General features: G+C 44.6%; 11 protein-coding genes and 3 tRNA genes. 5 read left to right on the forward strand and 9 right to left on the reverse strand.

Annotation, left to right across the window (positions count from 1 at the left end; all coding sequences use genetic code 11):
• Positions 1-19: 19 nt before the first annotated feature.
• Together mcm and ACSU1N_RS01645 are read right to left on the reverse strand one after the other, a co-directional pair.
• Positions 20-2,134, reverse strand: a complete 2,115-nt coding sequence (gene mcm, locus ACSU1N_RS01640) for a minichromosome maintenance protein MCM (protein WP_440059890.1) — start codon at positions 2,132-2,134, stop codon at positions 20-22.
• The gene (locus ACSU1N_RS01645) at positions 2,127-2,687 is read right to left on the reverse strand and encodes a hypothetical protein (protein WP_440059891.1); all 561 of its coding nucleotides are present in this window, start codon (positions 2,685-2,687) and stop codon (positions 2,127-2,129) included. The genes mcm and ACSU1N_RS01645 overlap by 8 nt, the downstream gene beginning before the upstream one ends.
• An 80-nt stretch (positions 2,688-2,767) precedes the next feature.
• Between ACSU1N_RS01645 and ACSU1N_RS01650 the strand changes: the two genes are divergently transcribed.
• Both ACSU1N_RS01650 and ACSU1N_RS01655 read left to right on the forward strand, forming a co-directional pair.
• Entirely contained in the window at positions 2,768-3,745 is a 978-nt protein-coding gene (locus ACSU1N_RS01650) for a replication factor C small subunit (RefSeq protein WP_440059892.1), read from the forward strand.
• An 8-nt stretch (positions 3,746-3,753) separates the two neighbouring features.
• The gene (locus ACSU1N_RS01655; protein ID WP_440059893.1) at positions 3,754-5,037 is read left to right on the forward strand and encodes a replication factor C large subunit; all 1,284 of its coding nucleotides are present in this window, start codon (positions 3,754-3,756) and stop codon (positions 5,035-5,037) included.
• Here ACSU1N_RS01655 and ACSU1N_RS01660 read toward each other — a convergent pair.
• The 3 genes from ACSU1N_RS01660 to ACSU1N_RS01670 are packed head-to-tail and all read right to left on the reverse strand — an operon-like array spanning position 5,024 to position 7,003.
• A complete protein-coding gene (locus tag ACSU1N_RS01660; RefSeq protein WP_440059894.1) occupies positions 5,024-5,215 on the reverse strand; it encodes a hypothetical protein in 192 nt (63 codons plus the stop codon). The genes ACSU1N_RS01655 and ACSU1N_RS01660 overlap by 14 nt on opposite strands.
• Positions 5,216-6,460, reverse strand: coding sequence for an ORC1-type DNA replication protein (locus ACSU1N_RS01665; protein WP_440059895.1), 1,245 nt, complete (start codon positions 6,458-6,460; stop codon positions 5,216-5,218).
• A gap of 33 nt (positions 6,461-6,493) precedes the next feature.
• Positions 6,494-7,003 carry an RNA-binding protein gene (locus ACSU1N_RS01670; RefSeq protein WP_440059896.1) on the reverse strand — a complete coding sequence of 170 codons (510 nt, stop codon included), beginning with the start codon at positions 7,001-7,003 and terminating at the stop codon, positions 6,494-6,496.
• A gap of 78 nt (positions 7,004-7,081) precedes the next feature.
• Between ACSU1N_RS01670 and ACSU1N_RS01675 the strand changes: the two genes are divergently transcribed.
• The 3 genes from ACSU1N_RS01675 to rpiA all read left to right on the forward strand — a co-directional run bounded on the left by ACSU1N_RS01675 (position 7,082) and on the right by rpiA (position 9,240).
• A tRNA-Gly gene (locus ACSU1N_RS01675) sits at positions 7,082-7,157 on the forward strand.
• A 74-nt stretch (positions 7,158-7,231) separates the two neighbouring features.
• The gene (locus tag ACSU1N_RS01680) at positions 7,232-8,428 is read left to right on the forward strand and encodes a right-handed parallel beta-helix repeat-containing protein (protein ID WP_440059897.1); all 1,197 of its coding nucleotides are present in this window, start codon (positions 7,232-7,234) and stop codon (positions 8,426-8,428) included.
• A 98-nt stretch (positions 8,429-8,526) separates the two neighbouring features.
• Complete coding sequence (gene rpiA, locus ACSU1N_RS01685; RefSeq protein WP_440059898.1) at positions 8,527-9,240, forward strand: ribose-5-phosphate isomerase RpiA; 714 nt, start codon at positions 8,527-8,529, stop codon at positions 9,238-9,240.
• Here rpiA and ACSU1N_RS01690 read toward each other — a convergent pair.
• The 4 genes from ACSU1N_RS01690 to ACSU1N_RS01705 all read right to left on the reverse strand — a co-directional run bounded on the left by ACSU1N_RS01690 (position 9,233) and on the right by ACSU1N_RS01705 (position 12,082).
• A complete protein-coding gene (locus ACSU1N_RS01690; protein WP_440059899.1) occupies positions 9,233-11,050 on the reverse strand; it encodes a peptide-N4-asparagine amidase in 1,818 nt (605 codons plus the stop codon). The genes rpiA and ACSU1N_RS01690 overlap by 8 nt on opposite strands.
• Before the next feature lie 93 nt (positions 11,051-11,143).
• Positions 11,144-11,764, reverse strand: coding sequence for a haloacid dehalogenase (locus ACSU1N_RS01695; RefSeq protein ID WP_440059900.1), 621 nt, complete (start codon positions 11,762-11,764; stop codon positions 11,144-11,146).
• A gap of 29 nt (positions 11,765-11,793) precedes the next feature.
• A tRNA-Tyr gene (locus ACSU1N_RS01700) sits at positions 11,794-11,926 on the reverse strand.
• A 67-nt stretch (positions 11,927-11,993) separates the two neighbouring features.
• A tRNA-Val gene (locus ACSU1N_RS01705) sits at positions 11,994-12,082 on the reverse strand.
• Between the last annotated feature and the right edge of the window lie 75 nt (positions 12,083-12,157).

Below are 12,157 nucleotides of genomic sequence, written 5' to 3' on the forward strand. Positions count from 1 at the left end.
CGAAGGATTACGAATCCTACTAGTAGGTCTTAGAGAGCCTGCCCGGCTTAGGCTCGTATATTTCCCCAATACTCTTGAAATACTGTATCATCTCGTATACGAACTCTTTCTCAAACCCTTTATCACGAGCCATTTTCACTAACTGGCTCATCTCAATCTCAGGTGTTTGCTCGAATACTTCATTTAAGAACCTTGAGAATTCCTTCATCTTCTCGCGCTTACTCCTTGATACACCCGTCTCGAGGACATCGATATCAAGGGTTTTAGACTCTATATCGAAACCTACTTTTCTCAGAGTAGTATACATTAGCCTAATAGCTTCCTCAACGTCTTCTATAGAAACCTTATCTTTAAGAGCCATTTTAGCATGTGCTTCAGCCAATCTAATCAATCCTTCTAACTGCCTAGGAGTTATAGCGATCGGAGGAGTTGATTTCACATCCTCATTCTTCAACCCGCTCTTACGCATAGCAACATAGAATTCCTCTATTAGTTTCATCGCTTCAGGCGTTAACTGCGGCCTAACATACTTCCTCGCATAACTAATATACTTTTTCAATAACTGAGGGTCGATGAAAGGTCTAGCCTTCTCGGCATCGCTATGGACGCCTAGTATGTGCCTAGCAAGCCTCCTATCCTTCTCGATGTGTGGGATATCCTGTATAACGAAGATTAGGTCGAACCTCGATAGAATAGTAGGTGGGAGGTCGATATTCTTACTGATAGGCTGTGTTAGATCGTAGCGCCCGAACTTAGGGTTGCCTGCAGCTAGCACGCTAGCCCTAGCATTCAGCCTTGCGACAATACCTGCTTTAGCAATACTCACAGTCTGCTGTTCTAAAGCCTCGTGGATAGCGCTCCTGTCTTCCTCTCTCATTTTATCTATTTCATCTATTGCTGCCACACCCCCATCGGCTATAACCATTGCCCCGGCTTCAAGATAGTACTCGCCAGTATTCTTATCCCTTAGAACAGTTGCTGTTAAACCAGCAGCCGTAGAGCCTTTACCGCTGGTATACAACCCTCTGGGGGCTATCCTAGCCGTATACTGTAATAGCTGGGATTTAGCCGTACCAGGGTCTCCGACAAGCAGAACGTGTATATCGCCTCTTATACGGGTGCCGTCCTGCATGATCTTTGGTACCCCGCCGAACAAGAGGAGGGCTATTGCTTCTTTAATATCGTAATACCCGTAGATCGAAGGGGCAATGCTTAGAATTATCTTCTCCCGGATCCACGGGTCTTTAGCTAGCTCTTTAATCTTATCCTCGTCTTCTCTCGTGATCTCGATCTCCTCGAGAACCTTCTGCTGCACCTCGATATAGTTTGCATCTATATAGAAGGAGAAAACAGACCTTCCTGTCGCCTTCTGGGATGCCTGCGTAGGCATTACTCTTAAAACACCTACTACGAGTGCCCTGTCACCGGGCCGTGCTGCATCAACTAGATCGCCTGTGACTACAACTTCTAGACTACGCGGGATTTGCCCAGGCGGGATCTCCTCAGGCCTCTCCTGTACAACTATCTTCTGCCAGTCGACGAATTTACTTTTTTCAAGCACTAACTCGAATTTACCCGGCTTACCGCACACAGGGCATACGACAGGCTTCTCGATCCTCTCCCCCATCTCGCCGTGTTCCGGATAGTCGAATTCATCGATTACCCCATCAGGCCTGATATGGATGAAATGTGCTTTAACTAGTTTAGCCTCGACCCTTGTAACCCTTGTGACAATCCCTTCAATAGCTACTAATCTACCGATATAATCGCTTGTCAACTCTCTTATCTTCAATACCCTAGGGGGCTGCCTAATTCTCGCATATACTTTGCCAACTCTCTCAGCGTACTCAGGTTGTTCCTTTCTCAGATAATTCATTATAGCCTGTGAGAATTCTTCGAGAGCCTGATCAGGTTCATCCTCTAAATGCCTTGCTAGAGACCTATCGTATACTATCAGGTCGCTGAAGTCCACGATAAGGCTCTTCTGCAACATATGCGCCATTCTAAAAATTCTCTCACGGTATTTGAACACTCCGCTAGAGTCTCTGAAAGACTGTAGGAAATTATAGAATTTGGTAATCCAGTCTATTGGCGGGGAAACTTTCTCCTGTACGTATTCTCCCGTGCTATTCACTAATGCTCCTCCTCCATGAATCTATAATGATACGGAGGCTGTGAAGCAAGTATTTTTCCTCCTCGCTAAGCTTTTCAATAATATCCTGCTGTATATCCGAGATTAGCGAGTAGCCGACTATTTTTTTCATTCTAGATTTCAGCAAGGTATCCAGAGCATCCTCTATCCTCCTGACCTCGTCCAGTTTTAAAAGCTCGCCTGTTCTCTTAGCTTGTTCTACTAGATCCTTCTTAGACGTGAACATTGCCTTGTAGAAGAAGCCTTTCAGCTTATTCGTTAGAGTCCTCGAATATGCTGCTTCCTCATTATATGATAAAACAGATAGATCCTCTACAGATATCCTGCTATCTTTAATCTTAACATAACCCTTCTTAGCATAGTAGGCTGCTACCCAGCGTGGTATAGTGTATTCGGCACCTTTACTCATATCTAGCACTCCCTCTAGGCTTATTAGCTTAAGCCCCTCCCTGTATACCTCGACCTTCACATTCTCCTCTTCGAAATCCCTTCTCAGGAAATCCAGAACCTTCCCAAACACTAGCTCGATAAGCATCCTAAAGTATACCCTCTTATTTAATCGGTTTAAACTGGTTTATTTACCCAATACCCTATTAGAAGCAATAGGGGTATGTTTTGAGCGAGCAGGTTTTGTTATGGGCTGAGAAATACAGGCCGCGGACATTAGACGAGGTAGTCAACCAGAAGGAGATTGTTGCCCGGTTGAAGAAGTTTGTCGAAGAAAAGAACATGCCCCACCTTCTGTTCGCCGGGCCCCCGGGCACCGGCAAGACAACTATGGCGCACTGTCTCGCACACGACCTCTTCGGAGATAACTATAGGCAGTATATGCTTGAATTGAATGCGAGCGATGAGAGAGGTATTGATGTTATAAGGAGTAAAGTCAAGGAATTCGCAAGGACTAGGATCGCTGGGAACATTCCTTTTAAAATTATACTATTAGACGAAGCCGATAATATGACTGCCGACGCTCAACAGGCTCTGAGGAGGCTGATGGAGTTATACACGGCCACTACGAGATTCATACTGATAGCGAACTACCCGAGTAAGATAATTGAGCCTATACAGAGTAGGACAGCCGTATTCAGATTCACCCCGTTATCTCAGGAGGATGTCGTAGCAAGACTGAAGTATATTGCTGAGAAAGAGAATGTCAAATACAATGAGGATGCGCTTGAGACAATTTACAGTCTTTCAGAAGGGGATATGAGGAAAGCTATTAACATCCTCCAAGCGGCAGCAGCTCTAGGAGAGGTTACTGTAGAAGCAGTATACAAGGTCGTAGGCCTAGCACACCCGAAGGAAGTAAGGCAGATGCTTCAGCTCGCTCTAAACGGGAATTTCGTAGAAGCTAGGAAGATGCTGAGAGAGCTTATGATTAACTACGGGTTGAGCGGGTTAGACATAATAAAACAGATACACCGCGAAATATTCTCAGGCGAGCTTAAACTACCTGATGAAATAAGGATAATGATAGCCGACCTCGCGGGGGAGATACAGTTCAGGCTGGTTGAAGGAGCTGACGACGAGATCCAGCTTAACGCATTCCTAGCTAAGCTAGCGTTCTGGGGTAAGAAAATCAAGCCTACATAGGTGGTTTATTGAGCGAATACCTGCCGTGGATAATAAAATACAGGCCTAAAAATCTCAACGAGTATGTTAACCAGGAAAAGGCTAAGAAAGCCTTTATAGAATGGTATGAAGAATGGAAAGCTGGGAAAGCGGATAAGAAAGCCGTTTTACTACACGGCCCGGCCGGAACAGGAAAGTCTAGTTTCGTACAGGCTTTCGCAAGTACATACAATCTAGAACTCTATGAAATGAATGCCAGCGACTACCGGAGGAAAAGCGATATTGAGAGATTGGTGAAAATAGCTGCTTCAACAGGTAGTTTAACGGGGAAGGGGAAGCTTATTTTCCTAGACGAGGTAGACGGGTTGAACCCTAAAGCCGACGCGGGAGGTATTGAAGCGATTATTGAATTGATTAATATATCAAAACACCCTATTGTAATGGCTGCTAACGACGCTTATAATCCAAATATAAAGCCTCTGAGAGACGTATCACTGCTTATACCTTTTGAAAGGCTTAAAGAAAGCGATATCGTCCAAGTGCTAAGCAGGATCTGCAACCAGGAGAAGGTGAAATGTGATATTGAAGCCCTTAAAGAGATCGCTAAGAGGAGTGAAGGCGATTTGAGAAGCGCTATAAACGATCTCCAGGCTATAGCTGAAACATACGGTAGGGTTACCCTAGAATTAGCTAAAGCAGTGAGCACCTATAGGAATAGGGAGTACGCTCCCTTCGAGGTCTTAGGAAAGCTTTTCAACGCGCAATACATTTTCCAGGCGCGTGAAGCAATAAATTCTGCTAACATAGACCATGATACGCTCAAAGTATGGATTAACGAGCATATACCAACCTACTACGAGAACCCTGAGGAAATAGCTAGAGCCTATGATTCGCTAAGCCGCGCAGACGTCTACTTTGGGAGAATAATCAAGTCTGGTTCATGGGATCTTTTAAGCTATGCTCTAGAATTAATGGGTCCTGGAGTAGCCTTTGCTAGGAGAAGTTATTCGAGGAAATTTAGGAAATTCTATTATCCGGAAAAATTCAGGCTACTGTCCGAAACGAAGAAATCCAGGGAGCTGAGGGATAGTATAGCCGAAGTATTAGCAAGGAGGCTTCTAACGAGTAAGGCCACGGTTAAATCGGATGTAATACCATTCTTAAAGGTGATCTTCACGCAGAACCCTAAGGTTGCGGCTGGACTTGCGAGAAGCTATGAGTTAACCGAAGACATGGTTAAGTTTCTAGCAGGTAGCAAAGCTAACGAAGTACTGGGTTATTTGAAAAAACCTAGCAGAGCTAAGAAGTCTTAACCCTAATAAGCCTAAGCCTCCCGTATCTTTTTTCCTCTACAAGGCCTTGTTCGCTGAGCTCTAGTAGGATTTTTTCTAAAGCCCTGAAATGAATCCCTGTTAGACGGGATAATTTCGTGATATTCAACTCACCGTATTCCCGGAGCGTGTCTAAAACAATCTTCTTCCTATCCGGCAACTACTGGGCACCAAGAGCCATTTTCTTCTTTACAAGGTCTATTAAGTATTGCTCTAGGAGGTCTAAAGGCCCATAGTTGATCCCTACTAGAGTCGTCCTCCCTCTCATGCCTTTACCGCTCAACCTGGCTTCGATCACACCAGCTTTCTTAAGGTTTATGATATACTCGTAGACCTGGGTATGCTTCCTCGGTTGTGTATTTAGGCTTTCGCAAACTATCTCATACTCTTTCTCAACATCCCCGATTTTAACATACGGTTTCCCAGTCCTACGGAGGATTCTGACAATAGATAATAGAATAAGGAGTTCGTGTAGAGAACTATAATTTATTGCTTCAGAAATACTTACGATCTCCCTGCTTGTCTTCATAATAGCTTTTCTAACATGGTCGAGGTTGATCCTTCTCGAGCCTTCGTTTTCCGCTATAACCCCTGACAGCATTAGGATTTCGATAGCATGCCTCGCGTTGCCTCCTCCACCTTTATCGTAGCCTTCGTACTCGGCTATGAATTTCAGTACCGAGTCATCATATGTACCCTCATAGAATGCTTTACTAGCTCTATACCTGAGTATGTCGAATAACTGGGTTGAGGAATATGGCTCTAATTTGATCATATGTCTCAAAAGGTAGTTTTCGAGAGAAGGATCTAGCAGGGATAGCTTAGCAGTATCCTGGGATATGAATATATAGTTAAGCCTCTTCACAGGTACGTCTATTGCATCATAGGATCTAGCTATGAAATAAACGGCATCTCTGCCCGCGAGGCTGGCGAAATAGTGGAACTCGTCTAAGGCTATGATAGCATACTGGTCTGTCTCATCCAAATAGTTTAGTAGAGCATCAAACATTTCCCTAACCGATAGACCCCTAGAAGGTATAGGGGCATCTAGCTGCCTCGCTATATCTGATACTACATTGTATAGTGTTCTATTACTGTGACAGTTGACGTGAACGTATCTTATCTTATAGCCTTTTGAAGAAGCATACCTTGTGAAATCCCTCCCGAAGATCCTGGCTGTAGCAGTCTTACCGGTTCCCACGCCTCCTACGATTAAAACCCTCTGAGAGAAGCTACCAGGTGAGGTAACCAAGTGTTTGAAATACGAGGCTAGCTCCTTCAACTCTTTCTCTCTATGGGGTAGTGTATCAGGCAGGTATTCGGGTGTTAGACTCTCTTTACTCTTGAAAATAGAAGGTTTCTCAACTTCCTCCTCGATTATCTTCCAAACGTCTTCGCTAACCAATGTAGTACATCTCCCAAACTTTCAGTCTCCTAATTAAATTATGCTTGGTTTAAAAACCGCCTTGCATAATCCTTTACCGAGTACTATATTTTTTTCAAACAATAATATGTATAGACAGGTATCCGACTCTTTATCTATAATAGCGCTCTTCCCTTTAAGAACACTAGCTACCCTATCCCAGACCTGGCTCGATAAGCCTCTTACACCGTATGCTTTAACCCTTATTTTCAGTCGTTCACCTGGGATAACAACCCCGTCTACAGCACTCTCTAAATAGTCTAGACCGGGAAGTATAGAGTCTACGGGTATAATATTCTCTACGAAACCATATTCCCTGTTCTTAGCCCTGTTATATAACACTCTAGGATTGATGCCCGAGCAAACAAGTAAGAGATCAGGGAAACCCGTTTCATAGACCTCTATATTGTTATCGAGCGGAAAAAGGGCATCGCCTATTTCCTCCCGGCACCATACCCTCTTGCCTACCCTGCACGTGACAAGCAAAGCTGGTTTCAAACTGTTCCTTCTGCATATCAGGCTCATAGAGAGACCTTGCTACCAGGGTAGATTAAAACGTCTCAAAACCTTTAAAACGTCGGCTATATAAATAGGTTTAATAGAGCGGCGGTCGTCTAGCCTGGACTAGGACGCCGGCCTGCCACGCCGGAAATCCCGGGTTCAAATCCCGGCCGCCGCACTACTTACATGCCTCGGTGAAAACTGATTAGTGTTTTTCTAGGGTTCCCGATATAGAGCGCTAGGGATACAGTGATGGTAATAGAGAAACCTGTAGCATTCGCCATTCTGTTTCTAACCATATTCATCTCAACTATTACAGTCCCCCAAGTATTTGTAGAGTCTAAGCAGCAGGTGAGCTGCGGTAGTGAACTCTACGGTATTATTGTAGAGAATAAATCCAATATTGTCCTTGACGGTCTGGCAGTAGCCAACTGCCTCTACGGTATCTACATCGTTAATTCATCGAATGTAACAATATCCCGGGTCGAAGTATCGGATAGTATAGTGGGGATCCTAGTACTTGATTCGGTGAATGTCACTATTTTGTACTCTACTATAGAAAGGAGTGTTACAGGTGTGGGTGCTGTTAATTCGAGTATTTCAATATTTAATTCCACTATAAGGTCGAATATAGAAGGAGCCTATTTAAACAGTTCGAATATTACTATCGCGTTCACTGTTTTCTCGTATAATTCTATCGGATTAAGGCTCTCCAGGGTTTATAATGGTATGGTTCACGGGAATGCTTTCATAGACAATATCCTATCCCAGGTCTCGCTGGAAGATACTATCGTAGCATGGAATAGCACCTACTACGGAAACTACTGGTCGGATTACAAGGGTCGCGACATAGACGGTGATGGAATAGGGGATACCCCCTATGTAATAGACAGCTGGAACATAGATTGGAAGCCCTTGACCAGGTATCCCCCGCGACAGTACCCTACTACAACTCTGTCTCCGACGACTATAACTACAACTACTACAACCACTACTGCTACTACAACACCTTTAACAACAATGGAACCGTCTACGACGCCAACATTGCCGGCTACTACCACTGCCACGTCTCAACCATCTCCGCCACCCTCTAATCTTTCGAATACGTCAACGTGGTTGGAAACAGCAACCTCTACTCCTTACTATACTGCAACTACTACTGTAGAGAGGCGTAGTACTACTTCGTATACTACGTACTATCAAACTCCTACAACTACGTGCCCGACACCTCAGCCAGTTGCTAACACTACTGTACTGAAAACGGGGACTACGATAACTTGCGCTACGCCGACCGCGGACACGCCTACTAGTACTACCGGTAACATGAATGGTAGCCGAGCCTTGAGATATTTTTATGTTAACGTAATTGTTATTACTGTGGTTTTCATAATACTGATTATTCTAGTAAAAAAGATCCTACAGAAGCATACTCTTACTAAAAGAGCATGATTATCTAAACGTAACATATTTTATTTTCGAGGTCTGGCAGCGCTAGATACTTGGTTATTAATATAACTGAGTTAAAGTAATATGATTAGGTGACTGCGTTGAGTACGGAGTTAGCTAAACTGAGAGCCGCTGGGAGAGCTGTCGAAATACTGCTGAGTAGTAGATATAATATCGTAGGGGTTGGAACCGGGAGTACTGTCGGCTTCTTCATAGAAGAACTATACAAGAAGACCGGCGGCAGGCTAGATGCGTACTTCGTTGCTTCATCCATTGATACAGAACTAGCATTAGCCAACAGAGGATTCAAAGTACTGGACCTTACCGGGGTCACACGCATTGACATATATATTGATAGCGCTGACGAAGTTGATGAAAAGGGCCGTATGATCAAAGGTGGTGGGGCGGCTCACACGCTGGAGAAGATACTAGCTTACGCTTCTAGATTCAATGTTTTTATCGTAGACTATACAAAGATCGTTAGGAGGCTTGGCGAGAGAAACCCCCTACCTGTTGAAGTACTCCCGTACGCTACTAGCATAGTGCTAGAGAAGATAAAAGCCATGGGTCTCGAAGCCCAGGTTAGGACTCTTAGGAAGCATAAGTATGGCCCGGTAATATCAGATACGGGCGGGGTTGTACTAGACGTAACCATACCGGAGGGCAGAGACGCAGGCGAGATAGCGGCTATGGTCGAGAAAATCCCTGGGGTAGTATCCACAGGCTTCTTCGAAGGTTATATAGACCTGCTTATAGTAGGGTACCCGGATAGAGTCGAGGAGAAGATGTTTACAAGGGAAAAAAGGTTTACCTAGCAGAGTAAATTCCCACAATATCCTTTTCTATAGCGTAGATTAATGGGGGATACCTTGTCAACCCGATGGTTAATCTATTAAATCTATATAACGTACTCGCCCCGAGCTTGAGCTCGTAGTATTCGGTCTTAGTCGTCCTAGCGTAGACTTTTGATATAGAGGTGATTATAGCTCCCGTAGGAGATATAAACAGGAGGTTTGACGCCATCCCGCCGTATGCTGAGACAGACTGCTTGCTATAGGTAGAGTTGTAGACTCCGCCTATGTTAGAAACCTGGCTAACACTATAGGTGTGCACTATGAAGACATTGAGGATGTCTTGTGCTGGTACAGGGTTGCTTACAGTCGCTTTACTTATATCTCCTTGAGGATTAACAATCTCGTAATAGTTCATTCTAATATCCGAGGTTTCATACCTCGCTACTTTGCTACCGCCCCAGTAGCTTTCAAACCCCCAGGCCTGGGTTAGTGTTGTATTCCACCATACATCATTATACGACTGCGTGCCAGCTACGTAGACACGGTATGTAACCGTGTACGTATATGTTGAGCCTCCTACCGTAATATTTAGTCTAGCTGTATTCGAGAAGATTGTTCTTACACTATAGATTGTCCCGCTGCCAGTGGGGGACTGAGACTCAACCCTATTCAATACAGGGTTGTCTCCTAGGAATGTGTAGGTAACGGTCTGGCTGCTTGTTTTAAGAGCGAGGAATCCTCCTATTAGCCAGTAGTTCATGTTATTCGTTACCGTAATGGTGAAGTTGTGTGTGCCCACAATATATGGTAGGTAGGGGGTTACGTCGATTACGAACGGATGAAATGCGTAAGTATCTATTGATGGAACAGGCCTCCATAGGAATGGTAGTATCCCGCCAGTGTAAATATAGGGGAATGCCTGCGTAACCGCAATGAGTCTGCCATCCGAGTACACCATTATGAGCCTATCGGTGGGTATATTAGTCCACCAGAATTCATCGTATGATGCTCCCTCAGCGTAAAGGTAGAGATAGGCTTGTACAACGTTCCCTGGTATGTTAGAAACCTGCCAGAAACTCGGCTGCCTAGTATTTAATGTAATCCAGGATAGTCCGCTGGTATTCCATAAGGGTATTACTAGATCTGGCACGTCCGGCGGCGGGTTCCCAGGGTAGTACAGTAAGCTAGCGTTTACAACGAAGTAGCCTGTTAAACCCAGGCGGGGTATAACCCAGTTATTGAGTATCATTGTGAAATTATGTGAGCCACCTACTAGAATCGGGTACAGGTGTGTTACGTCTACTGCTAGAGTGTAATTGAATCTCTGCGCTGTAGTGCCTATTAGTAATGGGATACCGTCTACAAATATCCAGAGTGCTCTATCATAGTTAACCCCAGGCCTGCCGGGCACGGCACTTTCCATTGTTACATTAACCCTCAGGATGATCTTGGAGAAGGTTCCTGACGGTAATGTTATCAGTTTGCTAGATGGGATTGGGGGATAGTTAGGGTCTGATAGATTATTTGAAGGAGTATTAGTGAACAAGGCTACTTCGATTGGCTGGGTTGAAGGGACATAGCCAGGGTAATCCTGCCAGCTCCAGAAGCCTACTGTAGACATACCTGGCCTAGTATCTAAACCTGCGTACACGGCTACACCAGGCGGTAGTATTGGTAATACGTAGGCTTGCTGAACCGTTCTCTCAGAGAGCGGGGAAACCATTAGCTCTTTAAATATAATAGTGCTAGTCGTGTATGCTGCTGATACGGTTTCTAATCCCACGGTTAGTAACAGTATTATTGATACTAAGATAGCGCTTTTCAGTCCCACTTCTATACCACCAAATTTACCAAATAGGTCTGTCAATATAAAAGCTTTCGCCTATTTCTATCTAGCTGATAAAAATTTCTCTTCTATAACCAACTATCCGTCTAGTTTTTCTACAACTTTTTTAGAGGCCCTTGCGTAGATTAGTAGTTCAAGAGTTGATTCTATAAGTCTTCTAGCGGTGTCAACCTTATGTCTTAATCCTGGTATTAGGGCATCGGGGAAGTTTACCTTTCTTAGATTATCGTAAATGTAGTTCATTACCCCTATAATCCGCTCTGCTTCCTCAAGCCTATTCTTCAAAAGCAGGTCTAAGGCGTACCTCCTCAGCTCTCCTATAGTATCCCCTAGGCCTAGGAGGTATGATGCATAATCTACATTAATTTCATACCTGCCCGGTATTCTGCCTTCAGCTATAACATAGTATGTTACATAGGCTTCAACATATTCTATTAGGCTATTCTGTAGTATACCACTATACAATATATCTGGGTGTTCTCTGAGCTCGTTTAAAATCCTAACATACTCTTCTCTAGCTTTCACAATATTCTCTAAAGCCTCTTTCAACAAGCCCGAGTGGATTAAACGGGTTGCTTCAGTAGCATACCTCAGTATTTCCCTAGAGGATTTAATAGCCAGCTCCCTAACCCTGTCTTTCACGGTGAAATACTCTATAGCCTCGTTCACATCCTTCTCGAGGCTTATATAAACCACCATGCAGAAGATTAATAACTCTAATTAAAAAATCCCGCCGGGGGGATTTGAACCCCCGACCACCCGGTGGCTGCCGGCCTGCCTTCACCCAACCCCTTCGCGGGGAGTCAGGCAGGTGGGGAGCCACCCCTACAGCCGGGCGCTCTACCGCTGAGCTACGGCGGGAAGGTTGTCTCTAATCCTATTATTCCCAGGACCCTCTTATAAACAATCTCACGCGAGGAGTAATGAGTGGGCCCGCGGGGACTTGAACCCCGGGCCTCCGCCTCTCCTAGCAGGGCTTGTAAGGGCGGCGTCCTAACCAGGCTAGACGACGGGCCCACTTGATTAATTGATTTATACAAGGAGGGTTTATAAGATTGAGGAATAGGTTGGGATTTGAAGAAAAAAGAGTTG

The sequence above is a fragment of the Thermogladius sp. 4427co genome, assembly GCF_051933805.1.
Lineage (GTDB): Archaea > Thermoproteota > Thermoprotei_A > Sulfolobales > Desulfurococcaceae > Thermogladius.